The 22083-nt window shown below is 59.8% G+C and carries 26 protein-coding genes and 1 tRNA gene; 10 read left to right on the top strand and 17 right to left on the bottom strand.

Annotation, left to right across the window (positions count from 1 at the left end; all coding sequences use genetic code 11):
- Window positions 1-11: 11 nt before the first annotated feature.
- Genes C8D99_RS07655 through C8D99_RS07670 form a run of 4 tightly spaced genes read right to left on the bottom strand, consistent with a single transcriptional unit; the run spans window position 12 to window position 4495 of the window.
- A complete protein-coding gene (locus C8D99_RS07655) occupies window positions 12-1271 on the bottom strand; it encodes a bifunctional 3,4-dihydroxy-2-butanone-4-phosphate synthase/GTP cyclohydrolase II (RefSeq protein ID WP_274542671.1) in 1260 nt (419 codons plus the stop codon).
- 20 nt (window positions 1272-1291) lie between these two features.
- Complete coding sequence (locus C8D99_RS07660; RefSeq protein ID WP_133957548.1) at window positions 1292-1951, bottom strand: riboflavin synthase; 660 nt, start codon at window positions 1949-1951, stop codon at window positions 1292-1294.
- On the bottom strand, window positions 1933-3033 hold the full coding sequence (gene ribD, locus C8D99_RS07665; protein WP_243833861.1) for a bifunctional diaminohydroxyphosphoribosylaminopyrimidine deaminase/5-amino-6-(5-phosphoribosylamino)uracil reductase RibD: 1101 nt from the start codon (window positions 3031-3033) through the stop codon (window positions 1933-1935). The genes C8D99_RS07660 and ribD overlap by 19 nt, the downstream gene beginning before the upstream one ends.
- Complete coding sequence (locus tag C8D99_RS07670) at window positions 3008-4495, bottom strand: excinuclease ABC subunit UvrC (RefSeq protein ID WP_338024423.1); 1488 nt, start codon at window positions 4493-4495, stop codon at window positions 3008-3010. The genes ribD and C8D99_RS07670 overlap by 26 nt, the downstream gene beginning before the upstream one ends.
- Before the next feature lie 90 nt (window positions 4496-4585).
- On the opposite strand from C8D99_RS07670, the gene cysS reads away from it, so the two are divergent.
- On the top strand, window positions 4586-6001 hold the full coding sequence (cysS, locus tag C8D99_RS07675) for a cysteine--tRNA ligase (RefSeq protein ID WP_133957550.1): 1416 nt from the start codon (window positions 4586-4588) through the stop codon (window positions 5999-6001).
- Between the two features lie 3 nt (window positions 6002-6004).
- On the opposite strand, the gene C8D99_RS07680 is transcribed toward cysS, so the two are convergent.
- From C8D99_RS07680 to C8D99_RS07690, 3 genes are all read right to left on the bottom strand, one after another.
- Window positions 6005-6511: a QueT transporter family protein gene (locus C8D99_RS07680; protein WP_243833862.1), complete on the bottom strand. Its 507-nt coding sequence runs from the start codon at window positions 6509-6511 to the stop codon at window positions 6005-6007.
- A gap of 7 nt (window positions 6512-6518) precedes the next feature.
- Window positions 6519-7175 carry a protein-L-isoaspartate(D-aspartate) O-methyltransferase gene (locus C8D99_RS07685; protein WP_133957551.1) on the bottom strand — a complete coding sequence of 219 codons (657 nt, stop codon included), beginning with the start codon at window positions 7173-7175 and terminating at the stop codon, window positions 6519-6521.
- Window positions 7176-7310: 135 nt separating this feature from the next.
- Window positions 7311-7871 carry a hypothetical protein gene (locus C8D99_RS07690; protein WP_133957552.1) on the bottom strand — a complete coding sequence of 187 codons (561 nt, stop codon included), beginning with the start codon at window positions 7869-7871 and terminating at the stop codon, window positions 7311-7313.
- A 302-nt stretch (window positions 7872-8173) separates the two neighbouring features.
- On the opposite strand from C8D99_RS07690, the gene C8D99_RS07695 reads away from it, so the two are divergent.
- The 5 genes from C8D99_RS07695 to C8D99_RS07715 all read left to right on the top strand — a co-directional run bounded on the left by C8D99_RS07695 (window position 8174) and on the right by C8D99_RS07715 (window position 13365).
- Window positions 8174-9196, top strand: coding sequence for a BMP family lipoprotein (locus C8D99_RS07695; RefSeq protein ID WP_133957553.1), 1023 nt, complete (start codon window positions 8174-8176; stop codon window positions 9194-9196).
- 75 nt (window positions 9197-9271) lie between these two features.
- Entirely contained in the window at window positions 9272-10810 is a 1539-nt protein-coding gene (locus C8D99_RS07700; protein ID WP_133957554.1) for an ABC transporter ATP-binding protein, read from the top strand.
- Window positions 10794-11891: an ABC transporter permease gene (locus C8D99_RS07705; protein ID WP_133957555.1), complete on the top strand. Its 1098-nt coding sequence runs from the start codon at window positions 10794-10796 to the stop codon at window positions 11889-11891. Before C8D99_RS07700 ends, C8D99_RS07705 begins: the two co-directional genes overlap by 17 nt.
- 4 nt (window positions 11892-11895) lie before the next feature.
- A complete protein-coding gene (locus C8D99_RS07710) occupies window positions 11896-12840 on the top strand; it encodes an ABC transporter permease (protein WP_133957556.1) in 945 nt (314 codons plus the stop codon).
- Between the two features lie 30 nt (window positions 12841-12870).
- Window positions 12871-13365, top strand: coding sequence for a nucleoside deaminase (locus C8D99_RS07715; RefSeq protein WP_133957557.1), 495 nt, complete (start codon window positions 12871-12873; stop codon window positions 13363-13365).
- A gap of 50 nt (window positions 13366-13415) precedes the next feature.
- On the opposite strand, the gene C8D99_RS15200 is transcribed toward C8D99_RS07715, so the two are convergent.
- Window positions 13416-13513, bottom strand: a tRNA-Sec gene (locus tag C8D99_RS15200).
- 167 nt (window positions 13514-13680) lie between these two features.
- Between C8D99_RS15200 and C8D99_RS07720 the strand changes: the two genes are divergently transcribed.
- From C8D99_RS07720 to C8D99_RS07730, 3 genes are all read left to right on the top strand, one after another.
- Window positions 13681-14622: a tyrosine-type recombinase/integrase gene (locus tag C8D99_RS07720; protein ID WP_133957558.1), complete on the top strand. Its 942-nt coding sequence runs from the start codon at window positions 13681-13683 to the stop codon at window positions 14620-14622.
- A gap of 165 nt (window positions 14623-14787) precedes the next feature.
- Window positions 14788-15099: a hypothetical protein gene (locus tag C8D99_RS07725; RefSeq protein WP_133957559.1), complete on the top strand. Its 312-nt coding sequence runs from the start codon at window positions 14788-14790 to the stop codon at window positions 15097-15099.
- A gap of 31 nt (window positions 15100-15130) precedes the next feature.
- Window positions 15131-15382 (top strand): hypothetical protein, encoded by a 252-nt coding sequence (locus C8D99_RS07730; RefSeq protein ID WP_133957560.1) that lies wholly within the window; start codon window positions 15131-15133, stop codon window positions 15380-15382.
- A 32-nt stretch (window positions 15383-15414) separates the two neighbouring features.
- On the opposite strand, the gene C8D99_RS07735 is transcribed toward C8D99_RS07730, so the two are convergent.
- From C8D99_RS07735 to C8D99_RS15765, 9 genes are all read right to left on the bottom strand, one after another.
- Window positions 15415-15765, bottom strand: coding sequence for a hypothetical protein (locus C8D99_RS07735; RefSeq protein ID WP_133957561.1), 351 nt, complete (start codon window positions 15763-15765; stop codon window positions 15415-15417).
- 27 nt (window positions 15766-15792) lie between these two features.
- The gene (locus tag C8D99_RS15410) at window positions 15793-15930 is read right to left on the bottom strand and encodes a hypothetical protein (protein WP_208321127.1); all 138 of its coding nucleotides are present in this window, start codon (window positions 15928-15930) and stop codon (window positions 15793-15795) included.
- Between the two features lie 320 nt (window positions 15931-16250).
- Window positions 16251-16835 carry a hypothetical protein gene (locus tag C8D99_RS07745; protein WP_133957563.1) on the bottom strand — a complete coding sequence of 195 codons (585 nt, stop codon included), beginning with the start codon at window positions 16833-16835 and terminating at the stop codon, window positions 16251-16253.
- Window positions 16835-16987 (bottom strand): hypothetical protein, encoded by a 153-nt coding sequence (locus C8D99_RS15205; RefSeq protein ID WP_166670077.1) that lies wholly within the window; start codon window positions 16985-16987, stop codon window positions 16835-16837. Before C8D99_RS15205 ends, C8D99_RS07745 begins: the two co-directional genes overlap by 1 nt.
- A gap of 345 nt (window positions 16988-17332) precedes the next feature.
- Window positions 17333-18727: a DNA primase family protein gene (locus C8D99_RS07750; RefSeq protein WP_133957564.1), complete on the bottom strand. Its 1395-nt coding sequence runs from the start codon at window positions 18725-18727 to the stop codon at window positions 17333-17335.
- Complete coding sequence (locus tag C8D99_RS07755; RefSeq protein ID WP_133957565.1) at window positions 18724-19566, bottom strand: phage NrS-1 polymerase family protein; 843 nt, start codon at window positions 19564-19566, stop codon at window positions 18724-18726. The genes C8D99_RS07750 and C8D99_RS07755 overlap by 4 nt, the downstream gene beginning before the upstream one ends.
- Complete coding sequence (locus C8D99_RS07760; protein WP_133957566.1) at window positions 19563-20030, bottom strand: hypothetical protein; 468 nt, start codon at window positions 20028-20030, stop codon at window positions 19563-19565. The genes C8D99_RS07755 and C8D99_RS07760 overlap by 4 nt, the downstream gene beginning before the upstream one ends.
- A 72-nt stretch (window positions 20031-20102) precedes the next feature.
- Window positions 20103-20480, bottom strand: a complete 378-nt coding sequence (locus C8D99_RS07765) for a hypothetical protein (RefSeq protein ID WP_133957567.1) — start codon at window positions 20478-20480, stop codon at window positions 20103-20105.
- Window positions 20481-20496: 16 nt separating this feature from the next.
- Window positions 20497-20712 (bottom strand): helix-turn-helix domain-containing protein, encoded by a 216-nt coding sequence (locus C8D99_RS15765; protein ID WP_133957568.1) that lies wholly within the window; start codon window positions 20710-20712, stop codon window positions 20497-20499.
- Window positions 20713-20903: 191 nt separating this feature from the next.
- Between C8D99_RS15765 and C8D99_RS07775 the strand changes: the two genes are divergently transcribed.
- The gene (locus C8D99_RS07775) at window positions 20904-21848 is read left to right on the top strand and encodes a hypothetical protein (RefSeq protein WP_133957569.1); all 945 of its coding nucleotides are present in this window, start codon (window positions 20904-20906) and stop codon (window positions 21846-21848) included.
- The last annotated feature ends 235 nt before the right edge of the window (window positions 21849-22083 follow it).

Genomic DNA, 22083 nt, shown 5'->3' on the forward strand with positions numbered 1-22083 from the left:
TTCAGCCTGTGTTAACTCAGTATGTCCCGGACATGAAAAAGATGCCCGAGCTTCGATTCCTTCGTGCCGAGGTACCGTTCGTTGAACCGGTTCGGGGGAATGACCAGGGGAATCCGCTCCACGATCTCCAGGCCGTACCCCTGGAGCCCCACCACTTTCCTCGGGTTGTTGGTGATGAGCCGGATGCTCCCCACGCCGAGATCCTGGAGGATCTGGGCGCCGATGCCGTAATCCCTCAGGTCGGCGGGATATCCCAGGGCCACGTTCGCCTCCACGGTGTCCATGCCCTTTTCCTGGAGCTGGTAGGCCCTGAGCTTTTCGGCGATCCCGATACCCCGCCCTTCCTGGCGCATGTAGAGAAGCACCCCCTGCCCCTCTGCCTCGATCATCTCCATGGCCTGGGCGAGCTGGGGCCCGCAGTCGCACCGCAGGGAGCCGAACACGTCACCGGTGAGGCATTCGGAATGGACTCTCACGAGAACGTCCTTTTTGCCCTCCACAGCCCCCTTCACCAGGGCCATGTGCACGTGGTCGAGATTGTCGTCGTTCACGTTCCGGTATGCATGGGCAGTGAAGAAGCCATGGGAGGTGGGAAGTTCAACCCTCGCGATCTTCTCCACAAGCTTTTCCTGCTTGCTCCTGTAGGCGATCAGATCCTCGATGGAAATGATCTTCATGCCGTTCTTCCCCGCGAAGGTCACCAGGTCGGGCAGACGGGCCATGCTGCCGTCCTCGTTCATGATCTCGCAGATCACTCCGGCGGGGGGCAGCCCCGCGAGGGTGGCGAGGTCCACCGCCGCCTCCGTGTGCCCGGCCCGCTTGAGCACCCCGCCCTGCCGGGCCGCCAGGGGAAACATGTGGCCGGGACGATAAAAGTCCTCGGGAGCCGATGACGGGTCCGCAAGGGCCCGGGCGGTTCTCGCCCGTTCCTCGGCTGAAATGCCCGTGGTGCAGCCTTCCCTGGCATCCACGGTCACGAGAAAGGCGGTGCCGTGCTTGTCCGTTCCCTCCCTGACCATGGGATCCAGCCTGAGCCGCCGGACGATGTCGTTTCCCAGGGGAACGCAGACGAGCCCCCGGGCGTGCCTCACCATGAAATTGACGGCGTCCGTGGTCACAAGGGACGCGGCGATGATGAGATCGCCCTCGTTCTCCCTGCAGTCGTCGTCCACCACGATCACCATTCTGCCGTTCCGGATATCCTCCACGGCCTCTTCGATGGAGCTGAACACTTCGCCGCTGATTCGGTCGTCCCCGCACAGAGCGGTCATGAAAATGCCTCCTGTATGCGCTAGATCCACCCGGCGTCCCGGAGCGACTCCGGGGACAGGGAGGAAGCGCCTGTATTTGTATGGAAGGAAGCTCCCGTTTCAAGAAGCCTCCGGACGTACTTGCCGAGGATGTCCGTTTCGATGTTCACCTCGTCGCCGGGGCGAAGGTCTCCGAGGGTGGTAGCCTCCAGCGTGGCGGGAATCAGCCCCACGGTGCAGGAAGCTCCGGCCAGCCGGGCCACGGTGAGGCTCACGCCGTCCACCGCCACGGAGCCCCTGGGAACCACCAGGGACGCCGTCTCTTCTTCCAGGGTGAAGGAGAGCAGAAACCCGTCCCGTCCCCTGGAAATCTCCCGGACAGGAACCACCCCGTCGATATGGCCCGTGACGATATGGCCGTCGAGTCTCCCGTCCGCCCGGAGGGCCCGTTCCAGGTTCACCCGCGCCCCGGGGCGGAGCGACCGGAGCTTCGTCTTTTTCAGCGTCTCCGGCATCACGTCCACCGAAAAAATCTCCCCCTCAAGGGCCGTGACCGTCAGGCAGGCGCCGCATACGGCGACAGACTGGCCGGGAACCAGCTCTCCCGCGAACAGAGGAGCCCGGAGAGAGAGGACGGTGCACATTCCGGCAGGCCTGAGGGACACTACCGTTCCCACCGTTTCTACAAGGCCGGTGAACATTCGGGCACCCCCTCCAGCAGAAAATCATTCCCCACCTGCTTCACCGACGCCCCCGTGATCCTGACGGTCTCATCCATGGACGCAAAGACCAGGGGACCGGAAAAAGGGCGGTTTTTCCCCAGGATCCGGGGCGAAAGGAAGAGCGCCACACCGTCCACGAGACCCTCCCTGAAAAAGGAGGCGATGACGGAGGGGCCCCCCTCCACGAGAAGGGAGTTCACTCCCCGTGCCGCAAGGACTGACAGGGCATGGGAGAGGGAAAGCCCGAAAGAACCGGAAGGGACCGTCACCACATCCATTCCTGCTGCCGCCGCCGCAGTCCTTCGCTCCCGGCCGGCCTCTTCCGACGTGAACACCGTCGTTCCCGGGGCGAAAATCTTCGCGCCCGGGGGAATGGAGAGCCGGGAATCCAATACTATTCTCATCGGCGAGTCTCCGCAAGTATGTCTCACTGTCAGTTCCGGATCGTCGGCGGCCACGGTGCCGGCCCCCACGAGAACCGCATCGTGCTCCGACCGCAGGCGGTGGGCCGCCGCCCGGGCATCCGGGCCGGTGATCCACCTGCTTTCGCCGCTTTCGAGGGCCATGCCCCCGTCCAGGCTCACCGCTCCCTTCACCGTCACCCAGGGCCTGCCGAGGGTCACCCTCCGGATGAAGCCCCGGTTGATCCACCGGCATTCCTCCCCGAGAATCCCCGTTTCCACCGCAATACCCGCTGAGCGGAGGATATCCAGCCCCCTGCCGCTGACCCTCACGTCAGGGTCCGTCATCCCGACCACCGCCCGGGAAACGCCCCGTTCGACGATCAGGGGGGCGCAGGGGGGCGTTCTGCCGAAATGGGAACAGGGCTCCAGGTTCACGTAAATATCAGCCCCCCGGGCATCGGCTGTTTTTCCCAGGGCAGCCCGCTCGGCATGGTCCTCGCCGCAGCATGAATGAAAGCCCTCCCCCAGCACCCGGCCGTCCCGAACCACCACGCAGCCCACCATGGGATTGGGGGATGTCCGCCCCGTTCCCCTGAGGGCCAGGCTCAGGGCCCGTCTCATGAAGTATTCGTCAATTTTTCTCCGGCTCAGTCCCACCAATGTTCTCCTTCAATACGGACAAAATCCGCTCCGCCATGGCCGGCCCGATCCCCGGCACCGTCGCGAGCTCCTCAGCAGACATGGCCGCCATGTTTCGGACGCTGCCGAACCTGCCCAGAAGCTGGGCCGCCCTGTGCCTGCCGATTCCCGGAACCTCCTCCAGGACGGAGCGGCGAAGCCGGGCGGAGCGGGAAGCCCTGTGGCTTTCTATGGCAAACCGGTGCGACTCGTCCCGCACCCTCTGGAGCAGTCTCAGGGCGGAGTCTCCGAAATCGAGCCGCAGGGGCTCCTCACCCGGAGTATGGTATATCAGTTCCTCCTGTTTTGCCAGCGAAACCGCGGGCAGATCCTTCAGGCCGAGTTCGTCCAGGGCCTTCCGGGCAAATTCCAGCTGAACCGGTCCGCCGTCGATGAGGACAAGCTGGGGCAGGGGTTCGCTGCCCTTCAGCGACTGGCCGTAGCGGCGGGTCACCGTCTCCTCCAGGGAGCGGAAATCGTCCACCCCTTCCACGGTCTTTATGCGGAACCTCCTGTAGAGGGACGTGTTCGGCGACCCCTGCTCGAACACCACCACCACGCCGTAGGTTTCCCTTCCCGACATGTGGGAGATGTCGAAGCCGTCGATTCTCCAGGGGATCACGGGAAGGCGGAGGGCCTGCTGCAGCCTGTTGAGGCACTGCCACATGTCTCCGTCGAAGTCCTCCCTCAGGGGAGAGGTGATCCGCTGCCGGGTGATTCTCCATATGGCCCGGATCGTGTCCCGCAGCCTGGCGGCCTCCTCGAAGGCCAGGGATTTCGCCGCCCTGTCCATACGCTTCCTCAGCCGCTCCACCACCTCGGAGGACTGCCCCTGCAGGAGGAGGATCACGTCGTCCACCCGTTCCCTGTAGTCCGCCGGGGTCACGAGCCCCGCGCAGGGGCCGAGGCATCTCCCAAGGGAGTAATGGAGGCATGGCCTGCCGTTTTTCTCCGGCGTGGAGGCGTCGATGTCCCTGGCGCAGATCCGGAGGGGGAAATACCTCTCGATAAGCCGGAGCAGCGACCGGACGTCCCCCGCGCTCACGTAGGGGCCGAAATAGAGGGCATCGTCCTTTCCCCTCTGCCGGGTCACCACTATCCTCGGGAAGAGTTCCCGGGTGATCTTGATGTAGGGGTACCGGTCCGACATCTTGAGGTCCACGTTGAAGAAGGGGCTGTACTTCCGTATCAGCTTGGCCTCGAGAATCAGGGCCTCAACTTCCGACTCGGTCCGGATGACCGATATGTCCTCTATGGACTGGACCAGCTTCCGGAGACGGGGCGAGGCGAAGGAGTCGTGGCGGAAATAGGAGGAGACCCTTTTCTTGAGGGACTTCGCCTTTCCCACGTAGATAACCTCCCCGGCGGCGTCCCGCATCAGGTACACTCCGGGACGGTCGGGAAGCTTCTTCAGCAGTTTTGCAATCCGTTCGGTCGCCACGATTTCCTCCATCCGACGGGCTTCATGATCCCATAGGAAGTATTTTACGTTATAATTCAAAATTAGAAAGCATTTGGAGGTGCTAAAAATATGAGCCTGGTATTGTACAACGACCTGACACGAACAAAAGAGCCCTTTGTCCCCGTGAGGAAAGGGCACGTCGGATTCTACAGCTGCGGCCCCACCGTCTACGACTACTTCCACATCGGGAACGCCCGGCCTTTCATCGTATTCGACGTGCTCCGGAGATATCTTGAATACAGCGGCTATACCGTCACCTTCGTCCAGAACTTCACCGACATCGAGGACAAGATGATCGCCAGGGCCAACCGGGAGGGCATCACCGTCCGGGACCTGGCCGACCGGTTTATCGACGAGTATTACAAGGACGCCGACGCCCTCGGGGTCCGGCGGGCGACCCACAATCCCCTCGCCACGGAGCACATGGACGAAATCATCGGGCTGGTGAGCACCCTCATCGAAAAGGGGCACGCCTACGAGGCGGACGGCGACGTCTTCTTCGACGTGAGCAGCTTCCCGAAATACGGCGCCCTTTCCAAGCAGAGCCTCGAGGAGCTTCAGTCCGGCGCCCGCATCGAGGTCAACGAGCGGAAGAAGCACCCCCTCGACTTCGCCCTCTGGAAGGCGAAAAAGGAAGGGGAACCCTCCTGGCCCAGCCCCTGGGGCGAGGGACGCCCGGGCTGGCACATCGAGTGCAGCGCCATGTCCATGAAGTATCTCGGCGATACCCTGGACATCCACTCGGGCGGGACGGACCTCACCTTCCCCCACCACGAGAACGAAATCGCCCAGGCCGAGGCCGCCACGGGGAAGCCCTTCGTCAAGTACTGGATCCACAACGGATACCTGCTCATCGACAAGGAGAAGATGTCCAAGTCCCTCGGCAACTTTCTCACCGCCAGGGCGGCCCTGGAAAAATTCCCGGCCCGGGCCATCCGGTTCTTCATGCTGAGCGCCCACTACCGCTCCCCCATCAACTTCTCCGAGGAAAGCCTCCTCCAGGCGAAAAGCGCCATGGACCGGCTGGACAACTGCTGGTCCGACCTTGGTCACGCCATCGCCAACAGGAAGAAGGGGGAACGGAAAGAAGGAAACGAAACGGCAGCCCTCTTTCCCGCCCTCGAGGAAAAATTCCGGGCCGTTCTGGACGACGACTTCAACACCGCCGCCGCCACGGGCGTCCTTTTCGACGGCGTCAAGGCCGTCAACACCTACCTGAAGGACACCGAGATCCTGGATCCTGCCGTGCTCGAGGCCGCGGAAACCTTCTTCAGGAAGCTGGATTCCGTCCTGGGCATCCTTCCCGCGGAAGCAGCGGGAGACGAAGGAGAATCCGCGGGAATTGAAAACCTCATTGCGGAGAGGAACGAGGCCAGGAAAAAAAAGGACTTCAGGCGGTCCGACGAAATACGGGACGAGCTTGCCGCCAGGGGTATTGTCCTTGAGGACACCCCCGACGGAACGAAGTGGAAGAAAAAGGGGTAGACGTTACAGGGCGGGACCGGTCCCGCCCTTTTTCATTCTCCGTTCGAGGAGAAGCACCAGGGGAATGCCCAGGAAGCAGCATGCAATGACCTGTCCCAGCCCCACGTAGAGGGCGCAGAGGAGAAACGGAATATCCAGGAGAAAGGAGAGGTACCCTCCCACCACCGCCATGTTCACCAGCACGGGAGGAACGGAGGCAAGCCAGACATTGGGCATCCTCGCCGTGAGAACCGCAGCGATCAGCGTCGCTCCGCTCCCGAGCACCACATCCAGGATGCCGAAGCCCCCCGCGAAATTGGCGATCAGGCAGCCGATGAAAAGCCCGGGAACCGCCTGGGGAAACAGGAAGGGAAGCACAGTGAGGGCCTCCGAGATCCGGACCTGGATATGACCATAGGAAATGGGGGCGAAGAGGATGGTGACCACGGCATAGGCGGCCGCCACCAGCCCCGAAACGGCCAAAGATTTGGGGGCCAGCAGGCTCTTCATATTCAGACGTGATTTCTGCATTCTGTGTTCATCCTCCGGAACCGTTCCCCTTCCGCCCTTTCAGCAGCGGAACGAAACGGCAGTAATCGTGCCATGTATCCTCGTATTCTCCCCCGGCAGCCTTTCTTCGCAGAAGAAGCCTCTGTCCCCCGGACATCACCGAGAGGGGAACCACCAGCCGTCCTCCTGGAGCCAGCACATCGGACCACCACTCCTCCAGCTCCGGGGCCGCAGCGGTGACTATCACGCCATCAAAGGGCCCGTCGGGGCGGCTTTCCGGACTGCCGTCAGACCAGACCACCCGCACGTCGAATCCGAGCCCGTCAAGGCGCTCACGGGCCCTGTACGCCAGGAAAGCGATCCGCTCCAGGCTTGTCACCTTCGCGCCCAGAGCGCAGAGGACCGCCGCCTGGTACCCCGATCCGGTGCCGATTTCGAGGACCGTCTCCCCCCGGGCGGGACCCAGCAGTTCCGTCATCCGGGCCACCATGTAAGGCTGGGAAATGGTCTGATCCTCCCCTATGGGGAGGGGACTGTCGATCCAGGCGCTGTCCCGGAGCGCCTCATCCACGAAGAAGTGCCTCGGCACTGTCCGCATGGCCTCGAGAACCGCTTCGGACCGCACTCCCCTCGCCATGATCTGCTCCCGGACCATCCGTTCCGCCAAACTCCGCCACTGGGTCATGGAAATTCCTCCAGTCCCGCAGAAGTTTACCGGAGTATTGTACCATGACGCCCGGCCCCGTCCGGGCGCGCAAAAAAACCGCCCCCAGGCAGGGGCGGACAGTCATTCGGAAAAAACCATGGACAGTACGCGGTATCACTGGCCGTACATTCCCAGGAGATCCCTTTCTTTTCGGGCGAGCCGCTCTTCTTCGCCGCGCACGACAGCGGCATACCGCTCAAGGGTCGCGGCAGCCTCGCGGGACTGCTCCTTCACGGGCTGCCCTGCCGGTTCCGCCACGGCCGGACCGCCAGTGCCCCCCGGTGACGGCATCAGCATTTCCAGATCTTCCTCGTGAATATCCGCAAACCGGGCCAGGGACCGCAGGGCTTTACGAAACACGGCGGCCTTCTTTTTTTCTCCTGCCAGTACTGCCTGAAACAGAAGGATGAAAAGGGCTGCTTCAATATCCTTCCGGGGATGGGGAAGAGAGGCGCTGTTTTCCACCGGAGCCCCATGGACGCGGAGAGTCTCCCGGAAATCTGAAAAAACCCTGAAAGCCCATTTCAGCGTAATGGACCGCTGTTCATCCTTCATGAAAAGGATGGCCCTGCATCCGATTCTCTTCATCAGCCCCAGGGGGTCCCTGGCGGCTTCCAGCCTGAGGGCCTCCGGGCTCTCAGCCCTTTTCACGGATGAAGCTGCACGGGCAGCCATTCTTTCATTCCTCCTCCTGCCTGCACACCATGGACAACTACGCCTGAACCGAAAGCGCGATGCCCTGAAGGACTTTGGGCAAAGACGAGGGTTTCGTTCAGGCACTCTCCGCCGTCTCCGCGGATCCCGTATTTACAAGCCTTTACAGGAATTCAGTGTAGCAGTCTGTGAATAAAAAAGCAAGTTGGCGGCCTGCACCTGCGGCGGGGCAGTTGTGCCGGACCGCTTGACAATCTTCCGCCAGTTCTTACACTTGATGCACATTCTCAGGCTTACAAAACGACAATCAGGGAGGGGTTAGAATGAAGAAGACACTGGCATGGGTGCTCTGTGCAGTACTGCTGCTCGGACTGGCACTTACCGGCACGGCACCGAACACCGCGAGCGCCGCAGGCGTGGTGAAGATCGCCCTCATCATCGAAAGCACCGTCGATGACAAGGGCTGGTGCCAGGCCATGCACGACGGCATTCTCCAGGCGCAGAAAGAGCTTCCCGGACGGATCGAGTACAGCTACAGCGAAAAAATGAAGCCCGTGGACGCAGGATCCGCCGTGCTCCAGTACGTATCCCAGGGATACCACATCATCATCGGCCACGGCGCCCAGTACAAGAACCTGATGCTCGAAATGGCCGAGGAGTATCCTGATGTCACCTTCGCCTTCGGCACCAGCGCCGAGATCGGACCCGAAAACGTCTTCACCTACATGCCCCAGAGCGAGGAAACCGGATATCTCTCCGGCCTCATCGCAGGCATGACCACGAAAAAGAACACTGTCGGCCTTGTCGGTCCCGTGGACGGCGGCGACGCGGCCCGCTACAACCGGGGCTTCGTGCTGGGCGTACAGGCGGTCAACCCGAAGGCGAAGATCATGGTCGCCCACACCGGTTCCTTCGCTGATTTCGTCAAGGCCGGAGAAGTGGCCGAAACGCAGATCAAGGCCGGGGCAGACGTGCTCACCGGCTCTTCCCAGCAGGCCCTCGGCGCCCTGCGGGCCGTGGCGGACCACAGGGACGCCCCGGTCTGGTGGGTCGGCCAGGACATCGCCCAGATCCACATCACCGAGGGATACAAGTGCATTGCCGCCTCTTCCTACAACTACGGGGCGGTCATCGTCAGCCTCGTGGCAAAGCTGGACGCCGGGATCAGGGGCGGCGAGTGCATCCCCCTGAACTTCTCCAACGGCGGCTTCGTCTTCGCCTTCAACGAGGCGCTGAAAGACATGGTCACCGGGGCCGTTGAACAGAAGGTCAATGAAGCCCTTGAAAAATTCCGGGCGACCCCCGACACCCTCGACTGGAGCGCAGTGGACTACTCGAAGCTCTGATATAAATGAAAGTCCTGCGGAGAACGTTTCCTCCGCAGGACTTTTTTACTATCCCCGAATACCGGGAGGTCTCCCATGGAACCGAACACCGGCAAAATCACCAGCCTCCGGGTGGAGCACATCACCAAGCGCTTCCCCGGGGTCCTCGCCTGCAGCGACATTTCCCTCTCCGTCGGGGAGGGCGAAGTGCTGGCCCTGGTGGGAGAGAACGGCGCGGGAAAGACCACGCTGATGAACATCCTGATGGGCCTGTACCGTCCCGACGAGGGGCGCATCCTGATCAACGGCGGGGAGGCCGTCTTCCGCTCCCCCGGCGATGCCTTCGCCGCGGGACTGGGCATGGTGCACCAGCAGTACATGCTGGTGGCGAACATGACGGTGCTGGAAAACATCGCCCTCGGCTACACCAGGGCATGGTCTCCCCTGGCTCTCGACCTTGACATGGTCCGGGCCCGCATTGACGAAGTCTCCCGGAAATACGGCCTTGCCGTGGATCCCGACGCCTACGTCTGGCAGCTTTCCGTGGGGGAACAGCAGCGGGTCGAGCTGGTGAAAACCCTCTGCCTCGGCGCCCGCTTTCTCATCCTGGACGAGCCGACCAGTGCCCTGACGCCCCAGGAAACGGACGAACTGATCCTCCTTCTCAGGAGAATGACACGGGAACTTTCCATCATTTTCATCAGCCACAAACTCCAGGAGGTGAAGAATCTCTCCGACAAGGTGGTCATTCTCCGCCGGGGAGAGGTGGTCTTCGAGGGCAGCACCGCCGACCACTCCCCGGACGATATCGCCGCGCTCATGACAGGGCGGGAGATCCACCTTCCCAGGAACGAGGCGCCGGAGTGCGAAGGAAAGGCGGCCCTCGACATCCGGGGGCTGAAGGTCCGGAGCGACCGGGGCTTCCTTGCGGTGGACGGCCTTGATCTCTCGGTCTGCGCCGGGGAAATAGTCGGCCTTGCCGGAGTCTCGGGCAACGGGCAGCGGGAACTTGCCGAAGCCATCAACGGCCTGAGGAAGGCCGAGGGCGGGGAAATCCTCTTCTTCGGCCGGGACATCGCCAATCATTCTCCCCGGGAGATCATCGACTCCGGAATGGGCTACATCCCCGAGGAGCGGAACACGGAGGGGATCGTCCCCTCCTTCTCCATGAAGGAAAATTTCATCCTGAAGGACGCGGGCGCTCCCCGGTTCTCGTCACGATCCTTCCTGAAGCTGAAAGAGATCGACCGCCATGCGGACCGGCTGCGCACGGAGTTCGACATCCGAAGCCCCGACACGGGGGTGGCGGCAGGGTCCCTTTCCGGAGGCAACATCCAGAAGGTCATCCTCGCCCGGGAGATTTCCCGCAGGCCGCGGTTTCTCGTGGCGGTTTATCCCACCCGGGGGCTGGACATGGGGGCTGCGGAGTTCATTCACAGGCGCCTCCTGGAGAAGCGCATGGAAGGCATAGGCATCCTGCTGATCAGCGAAGAACTGGAAGAAATTCTCGACCTCTCCGACCGCATCGCCGTCATCTTCAAGGGCCGGATTCTCGGCACCCTCGACCGGCGGTCGGCGGACAGCAGAAAGATCGGAATCCTGATGGCGGGTGTGCACCATGACGAAGCAGTTTAAGATTCTCTACAGGATGGTCATCATCCTTCTGGCCGGGGCGGCCGCCATGCTCCTGGGCGCGTTCATCCTGTGGGCCATCGGCGCGGACGTGACGAAAACCTACTCGGTCATCATCCTCGAACCCCTCAAAAACAGGATACAGATCGGCGAAGTGATCATCCGGGCCATACCGCTCACCGTCATCGCCCTGGGGATCTCGGTCGCCTACCGGAGCGGCATTATCAACATCGGCGCGGAGGGGCAGATGGCCATGGGCATCCTCGCCGCCACGGCAGTTGCCCTCGCTCTCCCCGGCCTGCCGAAGGCCGTGCTGCTCCCCCTGGCCCTCACCGCGGGAGCCCTCGGCGGGGCGGCATGGGGCTTCATACCCGGACTCCTCAAGGCGAAGCTTCACGTCAGCGAGCTGCTCTCCACGGTGATGCTGAACTACATCGCCGCCCAGTTCTATACCTTCTGCCTGAGGGGCCCCATGCTCGATCCGGCGGAGATCACCATGGGAAGCGGAACGCCCCAGTCCATGCGCCTGACGAGGGCCGTCTGGCTCGACCGGCTGGTTCCGGGCACGCGAATCCACACGGGCGTCTATATCGCCCTCTTCCTCGCCTTCGTCGTCTGGCTGCTCCTCTGGAGAACCTCGTGGGGGTACAGGATGCGGGCAGCAGGAGCAGGCGAACGGGCCGCGAGGTACGGCGGCATCGGCGTGGCGGGCTGCCTCGTTGCAGCCATGATGATCAGCGGGGCTTTCGCAGGGCTGGCCGGGGCCGTGGAGGTGGCGGGGGTACACCGGCGGGCCATCGAGGGCATCACCGGCGGCTACGGCTTCAGCGGAATCGTTGTCGCCCTCTTTGGAGGACTGCACCCCGCGGGCATCGTCCCGGCTTCCTTCTTCTTCGGCCTGCTCATCGTGGGGGCCGACATGACACAGCGCATGGCGGGAGTTCCCGCGAACATGGTGCTTGTGCTGCAGGGGGTGATCATCCTCGTCATCGTGGCCACGCGGATGGTCCTCGCGAACCCTTACCTGGCGGACCGTGTCTGGCGCAGATACAGGGCCCTGTTCCGCCACAACATGGAGGAGTGATCCCATGGACTTCGCCGTCAACATTCTCGCCCTCGGCATTCCCTTCAGCGTTGCCCTTCTGCTCGCCTCTCTGGGCGAAATGTTCAACCAGAGGGCGGGGGTTTTCAACCTCGGCTGCGAGGGGATCATGGCCATGGGCGCCTTCCTCGGCATGCTCGTCCCCTACGCCGCCGGACAGGGAGCCCCCGTTTCAGGAGCCTTCAACCTTCTCGGCCTCCTGCTCGCCATGGGAGCCGGCGCCCTGCTCGGCCTCTTCTTCGGGCTGGCGGTGATCACCTTCCGGGCCCCCCAGGGAATCGCAGGCATCGGCCTGCAGATGTTCGGCGTCGGCACCGCCGGAACCCTCTTCCGCCACTTCGTGGGCGGAACACAGAGCATCCCCGGCATCGACAGGCTCCCGATCCCCGTCCTCTCGGAGATCCCCTTGCTCGGGCCCGTCTTCTTCTCCCACAACCCGCTGGTCTACCTGACCTTCCTCCTGGTTCCCGCCGCATGGTACATCCTCTTCAGGACACCCTGGGGGCTGCGGGTCCGCGCCTCGGGGACCAACCCGCGGGCCGCCGACTCCATGGGCATCCGGGTCAACCTCGTCCGCTACCAGGCGCTGGCCGTCGGGGGGGCGCTCGCCGGCCTGGCCGGTGCATATCTCAGCCTCTGCCAGGTGAAGATGTTCAGCGACGAAATCATTGCGGGACGGGGCTTCATCGCCGTTGCCCTGGTCTATTTCGGCCACTGGCGCCCCCTCAAGATCACGGGAGGGGCGCTGCTCTTCAGCCTCGCCCAGGCCCTCCAGCTCGCCATCCAGGGGCAGGGCATCGACTTCCCCTACGAATTCGCCGTCATGCTCCCCTACGCCCTGGTCATCGTCGTTCTTGCCTTCAGCCGGGAAAGCCTGCTGCTGGGCCCAACCGCCCTCGGCAAACCCTTCAACCGCGAGATGCGCACCTGACCGCCCCGTATCCGAAAGGGGGAAACTCAAATGAACACACTGGACAAAGTGCTCCTGAGACGCTGTATCGAACTGTCAGAAGAGGCGGCCGCCTCGGGGAACCATCCCTTCGGCGCGCTGCTGGCGGACAGAGAAGGAAAGATCCTCGTCGAATCCGGAAATATCGAGGTCACGGAGCGGGACTGCACGGGCCATGCCGAAACGACCGTCATGCGGCTCGCCGGTAAAAAGTATTCAAAGGAGTTCCTCTGGGAATGCACCCTCTACACCACCGCCGAACCGTGCTGCATGTGCGTCGGCGCCATTTACTGGGGCAACGTGGGGAGGATTGTTTTCGGCATCACGGAGAAGCAGCTCCTCGAACTCACCGGCGCGCACAAGGACAACCCCACCTTCGACCTCCCCTCCCGGGAGATCATCGCCAGGGGGCAGAAGAAGATCGAAATTGTGGGCCCCGTCGACGACAGGGAACTGCAGGAGGAGATCATCTCGGCGCACAGAGGGCACTGGACGAAGGGGAAATAAAAACAGCCGGGAGAGACTGACGCTCTTCCGGCTGTTCATGGCAATCAGGTTGGCGGAGGCGTGTGGGAATCGAACCCACCGGAGACAGCCTATACTGCCCCCCACTGGATTTGAAGTCCAGGGCACCCACCAGGACACATTCGCCTCCCTGCCGAAGCTATGATAAGCCATCCCATATAAGGCGTCAACCGCATTCGGGAAATTTTCCCCGTTGTCTGACAAAGAGGCACAAAGCTTAAAAAGGCAGTGTAGTCCAGTGTGGTTAGAATAACGCTGGGTTTTCTCTAATGTTAACCACATAGGAGGAAACATTTCATGACTGCAGTGCCGATTCGTAAGGAATACCGCAATCTTGCCCCGAAGGACGTATTACCCCGGTTTCTCCTTTTTAAGAAGGCTTCCGGTCTTTCACAACGGACGGTTGATGACTACCAGTTAATACTGGGGATCTTCTTCTCGCGGTTCCCCGACGCCCTTGACTACCCCAGGGAGCGGACCATGGAATTCCTCTCCGCCTATGAGAACCCAACATCGTATAACATCCGGTTCGCCTATCTCAAGGTGTTTTGGGACTGGACCGCGAGGGAAGGATATTTCCGGGGTGACCGTCACCCACTCGATGGACTGAAGAAACGGAAGCCGCGCGGAAGGATCGTCCAGCTAGAGGAGGGCGAGGTCCACAACCTTCTAGACCAGCCGGACAAGGGGCGATATGCGGGGTTCCGTGATTACGCCCTGATCTGTCTCCAGGTTGATACGGGCATTCGTCCAGGGGAAGCCTTACAGCTCATGTCCGATGATTTCCACCGCGAGAAGGGCGAAGTGGTTGTCCGCGCCGAAGTCGCCAAGACCCGGACGCCGAGGATTCTTCCCCTCGCGGCTCCCACCGTCCAGACCATTGAAACACTCCTCTCCCTGCATTGTCCGACGTGGCGCAACGCCCCGATCTTCGCCACGGAATACGGACTGCCCTTCTCCGTCAGGGAATACTCCCGCCGCGTCAAGGATTACGGCAAGCGGTGCGGTCTGGACATAACCGCCTACTCCCTGCGCCACGCAGCCGCCCTGCTCCTTCTCCGCAAGGGAGCGGATGCCTTCACCGTACAGAACATCCTAGGGCACAGCACCATGACCATGACCCGGCACTATGTCAACCTGACCACCGAGGACACAAGGCGAGGACACGGAAAAGCCGGAGTGCTCCTGTCCATCTTGGGGAAGGAGGCGCCGAAGAATCAGAGGGTGAGGAAGCTGTGACCCCGCAGGACGCCCCAGGTTGAACGATATGGAGCCGAGGCATATCTTTACACCCCTCGAAGAAAGGAGGCACGTCAGGAGGCATTGTAGCGCGTTGTTTCACGTGGAACCATGGCACCAAGCCCCGCGAGAGCGGGGTATCTTGATACAGGGAGGAATCACAACATGAAGCAGATCATCGAAGGCAAACGGTACGACACGGCAACTGCGCGGGAAATAGGAGCATGGTGGAACGGCTATCCGACGTCTGATTTCCACTACTGCGAGGAGAAGTTATACAGGACCTCCAAGGGAAATTTCTTCCTTGCCGGTGAGGGCGGCGCTCTCTCTCAGTACGCCCGGAGCCACGGCAACGCCACAGGAGGCGGCGAGGCTATCATCCCCCTTTCGAGGGAAGAAGCTTTTCAGTGGGCGCAGGAATACTTGAAGCCGGAGGAATATGCGGAGCACTTTTCGGACCTGATAGAGGATGCATAGGCTCGCGAGGAAAAGAGGAGGAATCAGCACAATGGAACGAATTTACAGGATGGATGTTAACGAAACGGACACAAGAAAGATCGTCGAGCGCATGAAGGAAATGATGCCCTTTGCCAAAAAGAATGGAAGGCTCGATCTTCATCTGCCGGATGAGTCAATAGTGATGCTGTATCCTGATGGTAGAATTTCCTGTTTATGCCGCCCTCTCAGGTTCGTTAATGGTCAAACCGAGAAGCGGCGAATTCTCGCGAGAGAAGTTTATAACTCCTTCGAGTGGGAATAGCGGACCTCAGGAAGAACACAAGAGAAAGCCCCTCATCCCGAGGGGCTTTTTTCATCCTCTCCCCGTACCCACCGGAGCGCCGCCGATCCTGTCAGGAATTCACCTGCTCGCCCTTCGAGAACATCATCTATCCGGTCAATGAGCCGTTGATACCCCTCTACCCGCCGGTCCCGCTCTCCCTCGAATTCGAGCACCATGTCTGTGAACCGTTCGGCGTGCTCCGAGGTCCTGGACTGCTGTACCCTTTCACCAAACTGAGGGGCGGTTATGGCTGCCGCATATTCACGGAAAGCCCGTTCACATTCGGGACACAGGAACCGGTCTATTTTGCCCTGGTAGACTGCCCGGCACGACTCCAGGAATTCCACGTCCCACGGTCCCACGGCTCCACCTCCATGCAACAGGTTGCGCTACTCCTCTGACTCGCTCCAGTCCATATAGTCCTCGAAGATTTCATCTCCGTATTTCTTTTCCAGCCGTCTCCAGATAGCTTCCTCCGCCCCAATGGGCGCGTCATAGGACCGGCACCCTAACCACCATTCGAGCACAGGGAAAAGACTCCAGGAGTTTTTTCCCAGGCAGCCCGGACAACGGTCTTCATTTTTCCACCGGCGGAGAGTGCGGTCTGTTACCTCGAAAATTTCGCACATTTCGGCAGTTGTGAGAATCTTTTCCATCATCTACACCCCGATTTCTACTGTATTTTTGACACTTTGCATATGACCGGACATATTAACCCGGACATCGATTTTTCAGTACCTCACGCAGGTGAGCGTCGCGGCTTTGCCGACCCCTGTGAAAAATGCCCTGACAGGACCCATTGACCCCGAGGGAGGGGAGCGGGGAAAGTTCCCGCCCCCCCCATGCCCTACTCCCCTGCGAGCTTCGCCGCTGTCTCGGCTTCCAGCTTGGCGAGGGCGGCTTGGTAATCCTTATTGATTTTTTCTGACACCTTCGCATCAGCGGCAGCCTGAGCCTGTCGCGCCTTCGCCGCCGCCTCTTCGATAAGCCGGACTTTTTCCCGCCCAGCCTCGAAGCGAATCCAATACGCCTTGTTCTTTTTGTCGAGCTCTTCCTGAGTCACCAGCGGACGCGGGTTTCCTGCCCAGACCAGCATCTCGAAAAGGTGACTACCGAACGGCGTTAAGTGCCTCCCGAGCCCCTGGCATGTCTCACAGACCATCTCCTGACCGTCCATGCCATGGAAGCCCTCGCCGCCGCAAGTCCGGCAGTCAACCCACAGTCGCGAGGACGGGGAAATTTCCGAGTCAAGGAAGTCCCGAAATTCAGAAAGAGACATCAGCGGCACCGACCTCCTGCCCCGCATCTTCCGGGGATCGGGGGCAATTTTTACTTCCGTCCCGTCCTCAAGCACATAGGACGGGAGACTGTCTGCAAGCCATTTGCTGAGCGGGTAGCGCCCTTTGGCTGCCGAGGGGTGATAGATTTCCATCAGTTTTTTCCTCCTTCATTTTTTACCGATTCCAGGATCTCCCGAATCACAGAGGCGACAACAAAACCCCTGCCGTTTTCCACCGCGTCATCTTCGCCGCGTTCGAGCGCTTCCCTGCACATTTCCCGAACCTCATCAATACAGATCATCATCGTCAATCCTCCTCACCGGGCACAAGCCCGCAACGTCCAAAACCGTCCAAGTCCTCACTTGGATACCAACACATGCAGTTCATCCCCAGGCACTCCGAATTCCTCCAGGGACAGATATACCCGTCAGCTAGCCTTTCCTCTATCTGAAGGTAGCGCATCACTTTCCCCTCCCTGCTGTGGACACAGGGGGTGTTTTTGTCCTTCCCATCTTCCAAGCCCTCCAGTTAAAAAAGATTTAATATGACGGATGACGGAATAGAGTCGATTTTAGTAAATTGGTTTTTTCCGCGTATAAGGAGCGGTTTACTAAAAATGACCTTGTTCCGTCATGCGTCATGAGTACCATTAGTTATCTGTGTTCACAATCCCTACATTTTCAACCAGGACGCCATACATTCCCCTTTTTGTGGTCATGCCGTTTTGCTCCAACTCCTTTTTTAGCGCCCGGTTCGACAGGTTCCGCTCCCCGTTTCTTTTCGCCCATTCGAGGAAGACCTCATGCAGCTTTTGAAGGAGCAGGGAATGAGTGGGTATCTTGACGGTCATCTCGTCAAGAAAAGCCCTGACCACGGACTGATCATCCCTGTATTCCCTCGTAGCCGCCGAGACGATGCCAGGTTCATTCAGACCGCCGGAAAGCCATTCACTCAGTCCAGACAGGCACCAGTTGAGTATCCCGCTCGCTTCGGCGTTGAGCTTGTCCTGTAGGTGGGGATCTCGCTTTTCACCGGAGAACGAGACGTTGAAAGGGACGTGTTTGCAGCGCCGCCAAAAGCCATAGGACGTATCACGTACTTTCGGCATTCCATTTGCCGAGTAGACCAGTTTAAAGCATGGTCGGAGGGAAAAGTATTCTCTGTATAGATGCCGCACCCTCAATGTGTCCTCTCCGGTCAGTCCCTTGATTAATGCCGAGTCGAGCACCTTTCCCGGCTCAACCTCTCCGCAGTAGGCATACCGGATTCCTCGCAGTCCCGCCCATTCATTGGTACTCGTATCCCCATACTTGACGGTGAGAGCCGCCGGTGAGAGAGGCGCGGCGTAGTCGCCCAGGATATGGGCGAGTGTTTCAACGAAACGCCCTTTCCCGTTCGCGCCGATGCCGCTGAAGAAAAGGAATGCCTGCTCCTTCGTCGAGGCGGTCAATGTGTACCCGGAGAACCGCCGAAGATACCCGGCGAGGTCCTGGTCTCCGTCCATCACCTCCAGGATGAACCGTTCCCACCGGGGGCATTGCGCGTCGGGATCGTATGTCGCCCCCGCCATTTTTGTCAGCAGGTCTCCGGGATTGTGGGAGAGCAGCTTTCCGGTCTTCAGATCCAGGGTTCCGTTCTGGACGTTCAACAGCCATGGGTTCCTGTCCAGGGCGTCGGATTCGACGCGGATACCCGGTTCAGATTTCAACAGGCTCACCATTGCCCGAATGGAAGAATTCTTCTCTGATTCGATCGCCCATTCACACAGCAGGGACCGGAGCCCCGGCTCGTCGGATTCCGCCGCCTGTTCGAGAATCTGACGCGGCACGTCTCGCGCGTATCCCGCAACCATCGCGTCATCCGAGGTTTCCCAATATTTGCCGTTATAGCGCAACCATCCCAGGGATGGACTCCATCGCAGCTTGTCTCCGTGAAGGAAGGCGAGCCTGGAGGCGTTCCCCACGTCGGTTCTGTGGACGTCGCCGAGCAGGTCTGCAATGGTGGGTTCACGGATAATCTCTTCTTCGAGCACTGCTTTCATCATGGGTTCCGCGCCGCCTTTCCCGCCATCCGCGCCAGGTAGTCTTTCCGCTGCCCCTTCGCCCGTTCAGCCCTTGCCGAGGTCAGGAAAAGGGAAATCATCCTGTCCGTGTTCCCGCCGCACCAATACGCCAAGTACCCCATTAAAGCCATGTCTGATTCCGAAGGGGTTTTATGGACCGTCTCCCCGTCCCACAGGCGGCGGATCTTCGCCCCCACCCTGGAGGCAAACATCTTTTCCAGAAGTTCGGAATCACTCTCCGGGATCTCCTTCAGGGGGGCGCGGGGCAGCAGGGGCATTCGTGGTCGGAGCGCCGTCAAGATCCGTTCCGCTCCCACGTCAGCCGTCCGCAGCCGGTCCCGTCCCTGGAAAACATCCCCTGTGACCGACAGAAAGTGCGCCTGGAAGTACAGTTCGACGGCGTTGGTTTTTCTGTTCTCATGGGGCGAGTCACACAGGAAAAAACTATGCAGCCCCGTCCCGCTTGGTGAGAATTCGGTGTAGCTGCCCAGGTGGTTCAAAAACAGCGTCATCAGCGGCGAGACGGTCCCGTTAACCACCACGTCGTCAAGGTCCATCCCGGCGAGACCGTCGCCCATAGCCAGGTTGAAGCCCTTGGCAATGTGGGCGTATTTCAGAAAGGTCTCCTCCGCCTGGTCGAAGGTTCCCCAGGTTTTAACGTCCGTGCAGCTCGCGTATCCGCCCCAGGGTGACAGAGGGACCTTCCGATCTCCGCTAACTTTCCACAGGCACCATTGCCGCCGGTCCTGCAATTCCTCCGGGACGTTTGACCGGATCCGATCTACAAGATCATGGGCGGAGATTTCGAGAACCGGTCTCAAGTTTCGTACCCCATCCTGGTCCGCCAGTAGGTCTTTTCCTCATCAGAAAAAAGCACCCCCTGTTCGGCGCGGATTTCCTGCACCTCATCCCGACGGGTCTCCGCCCGGAGGATTTCTGCGCGAGCGGTCAGCCGCCACTCCTCTTCCGGTCCCTGGACCAGTTCGCAGCATGGGAGCGGGACAGTCCACCTGCTGATCCCGGCGAGAGTCAGCCGCTTCCCGTGCTTGCGGATATCTCCGAGCGGGATTCTGAATATCCGTGTCTCGCCGGAAATTCCCTTCTCTGTGATTTCGAGGGTCTTTCCTCCTGACTGGATCACTTCGTCAAGAAGGTCCGCATCCAGGGCATGGGACCTGCCGCCGGTGACACGGAGGCGGTCTTTTTGCTTTTCGTTCTTGTGAAGGATTCCGTCATCGTCCAGACGGGCGAAGATGATACCTCTTTCATTGTGAAATGTCTTCATGGTATAATTCCTCCATAGGATTTTGTTTTGCATTTGCCGCCCCCCGTTGGCAGACGGAGAGCGGCTTTCTTTTTAGTTCTTGGGTGGATACCCGTTCCTCAGCAGGTCCTCATCCGATGGACGCCAGTTTTCCACCCACGTACCATCGGGACCGCTATGCCCTCCCCGCTGCTCCCTGGTGGCTTGCTCCAGGCACTTCGTGTAGGCTCGCCGGTATGCCTCCCGGTCTTTCTGGACCGCCTTGTCACAGGCAGCCTTCAGCCTTGCCCTCTCCGCCGCCTTCAACCGGTCATCGCGCGCCTTCCTCGCCCGTTCCTCAGGAGTGGTCTTGGCTCTCGATGCGGTCTTCTGCTTGGCTTTCCTCTTCATCGCAGCCCTCACCGCCGGGGGCGTGTAGTCGCGTCCTTCCGCCGGATCGTTCACCATGATTCTGTTTTTTTCTCCGACCATTTTTGTGGGTCTCCTTTCAGTCTTCCGAAATTCGGGCGTACCCGGTTTCATCGACAAGCCGCTTCCCATCAACACCAAGAGCATTTGCGTATCTCTGTACATCTCTGGGGAACAAAGGTTCCCGGCGCCGTTCCTGACGACTGATCCGAGAAAAATGGATCCCAGATCGTTTCTGGAATTCCCGAAGGGATATACCCGCTCGCCTCCGCTCTTCCTGAAGTACCGTGGTCATTCCTGATCACCTCCTTTTGCTGTATTTCCATCGGCTTCATACCATCCGCGCGAAGCTACCCGGCTACCCGGACTTGCCCTTGAGACCGATCTCATATTTAGTTGGGGTTGTTTGTTGACGTAAATGATAGGTCAATGTATAATCAACAAATAGGTAGAGTTGTGGTTACCTTTAGGAAGGGATATGATGCCGTGGCAAAACTCGAACAAGAGGATATTTACCTTGACGCGCCAAACTTTGGCTATTTCTTCGTGGAAAGACCGGAGGGCGGTTTTAGGCTTGTCGAACATGGGGAAAAGGTTCCCTTTGAGGAATTCGCGGCTTTCCGGGTTCCTGGTATGGAGTTGGTCGGCTCGATAAAAAACAAACTCTTCACGGCTCTATCTAGGGACAAAAGAGAAAGAGGTCCACTGCTTCTTCCACAGGGAAATCACCTGGTAGGACATTGGTTAAGTTTTTTTGTGGATGCGGATGAGGGGGAATATAAGGGGGATAAGCCCAAACTGGTCCCGATTTTCAAGGCATTCGGGGATCTGAAAAACGAGGATGAGATACTAGCCTTCGCCTCAAACTACGGGGATCTCCGACCGAGGGGAGACGAAAAATACACCCTTTCCCTGGTCGATGATCTTGTGTGGTGCGAATCTTTGAACCTGTGGAAAAAAGAAATCACGGCGGTTAACGAGGTGGTGTCTCTTTGGGAGAGTGGTGCGGAGGACAAGACTCTCGCCGGTCTATTGAATGAAAAACTCCGGGAATACCCCTCGATACAGGAATATGGCGTGGACGGTAAAGGGATGGTTTTCTCCGCTCTTCGTTCAAGTTCCCTAGGAGCGGCGGTCTGGCTCCAGCTCGCACAGAGTGTCTTTCTGGACGGTCCGAATGAGCGGATAGCCAGAAGGAGTTTTCGTAGCGGGGAATATTACGCCCAGCAGTGTATGGCGAAAAAAAGGACGGGTGAGTATACCGGCTTGTGGTACCACCCGCGTGAAAAGCAGACTTTTTACAGGCAGAACTACACCAGGAAAAAAGCAGCACAGGAAGGGCGGTCAGTCAAGGAAAAACGGAAAGGAAGAATGGAATTTATTACCCCGTTTCCGAGTGAGGAAAAGACCACAAAAAAAGACGCCCCCTGATGGTCAGGAAGCGTCAAATGTAAGCCCCATATTTTGATAGTCCAGTGCGCTTAAAAGAGAGACGAAACTTGAAAATCCGGCGTTTGCAAGGCTTCACAGCCTATACTGCCCCCCACTGGATTTGAAGTCCAGGGCACCCACCAGGACACATTCGCCTCCCTGCCGAAGCTATGATAAGCCATCCCATATAAGGCGTCAACCGCATTCGGGAAATTTTCCCCGTTGTCTGACAAAA

Origin of the sequence: Aminivibrio pyruvatiphilus, from assembly GCF_004366815.1 — a bacterium.
GTDB classification, from domain to species: Bacteria; Synergistota; Synergistia; order Synergistales; family Aminobacteriaceae; genus Aminivibrio; species Aminivibrio pyruvatiphilus.

Coding starts and splice junctions, on each gene's coding strand:
- C8D99_RS07655 (WP_274542671.1), bottom strand. CDS start 1,271: ATGACCGCTCTGTGCGGGGACGACCGAATCAGCGGCGAAGTGTTCAGC.
- C8D99_RS07660 (WP_133957548.1), bottom strand. CDS start 1,951: ATGTTCACCGGCCTTGTAGAAACGGTGGGAACGGTAGTGTCCCTCAGG.
- cysS (WP_133957550.1), top strand. CDS start 4,586: ATGAGCCTGGTATTGTACAACGACCTGACACGAACAAAAGAGCCCTTT.
- C8D99_RS07680 (WP_243833862.1), bottom strand. CDS start 6,511: ATGCAGAAATCACGTCTGAATATGAAGAGCCTGCTGGCCCCCAAATCT.
- C8D99_RS07685 (WP_133957551.1), bottom strand. CDS start 7,175: ATGACCCAGTGGCGGAGTTTGGCGGAACGGATGGTCCGGGAGCAGATC.
- C8D99_RS07690 (WP_133957552.1), bottom strand. CDS start 7,871: ATGGCTGCCCGTGCAGCTTCATCCGTGAAAAGGGCTGAGAGCCCGGAG.
- C8D99_RS07695 (WP_133957553.1), top strand. CDS start 8,174: ATGAAGAAGACACTGGCATGGGTGCTCTGTGCAGTACTGCTGCTCGGA.
- C8D99_RS07700 (WP_133957554.1), top strand. CDS start 9,272: ATGGAACCGAACACCGGCAAAATCACCAGCCTCCGGGTGGAGCACATC.
- C8D99_RS07705 (WP_133957555.1), top strand. CDS start 10,794: ATGACGAAGCAGTTTAAGATTCTCTACAGGATGGTCATCATCCTTCTG.
- C8D99_RS07710 (WP_133957556.1), top strand. CDS start 11,896: ATGGACTTCGCCGTCAACATTCTCGCCCTCGGCATTCCCTTCAGCGTT.
- C8D99_RS07715 (WP_133957557.1), top strand. CDS start 12,871: ATGAACACACTGGACAAAGTGCTCCTGAGACGCTGTATCGAACTGTCA.
- C8D99_RS07720 (WP_133957558.1), top strand. CDS start 13,681: ATGACTGCAGTGCCGATTCGTAAGGAATACCGCAATCTTGCCCCGAAG.
- C8D99_RS07725 (WP_133957559.1), top strand. CDS start 14,788: ATGAAGCAGATCATCGAAGGCAAACGGTACGACACGGCAACTGCGCGG.
- C8D99_RS07730 (WP_133957560.1), top strand. CDS start 15,131: ATGGAACGAATTTACAGGATGGATGTTAACGAAACGGACACAAGAAAG.
- C8D99_RS07745 (WP_133957563.1), bottom strand. CDS start 16,835: ATGGAAATCTATCACCCCTCGGCAGCCAAAGGGCGCTACCCGCTCAGC.
- C8D99_RS15205 (WP_166670077.1), bottom strand. CDS start 16,987: ATGATGATCTGTATTGATGAGGTTCGGGAAATGTGCAGGGAAGCGCTC.
- C8D99_RS07750 (WP_133957564.1), bottom strand. CDS start 18,727: ATGATGAAAGCAGTGCTCGAAGAAGAGATTATCCGTGAACCCACCATT.
- C8D99_RS07760 (WP_133957566.1), bottom strand. CDS start 20,030: ATGAAGACATTTCACAATGAAAGAGGTATCATCTTCGCCCGTCTGGAC.
- C8D99_RS07765 (WP_133957567.1), bottom strand. CDS start 20,480: ATGGTCGGAGAAAAAAACAGAATCATGGTGAACGATCCGGCGGAAGGA.
- C8D99_RS15765 (WP_133957568.1), bottom strand. CDS start 20,712: ATGACCACGGTACTTCAGGAAGAGCGGAGGCGAGCGGGTATATCCCTT.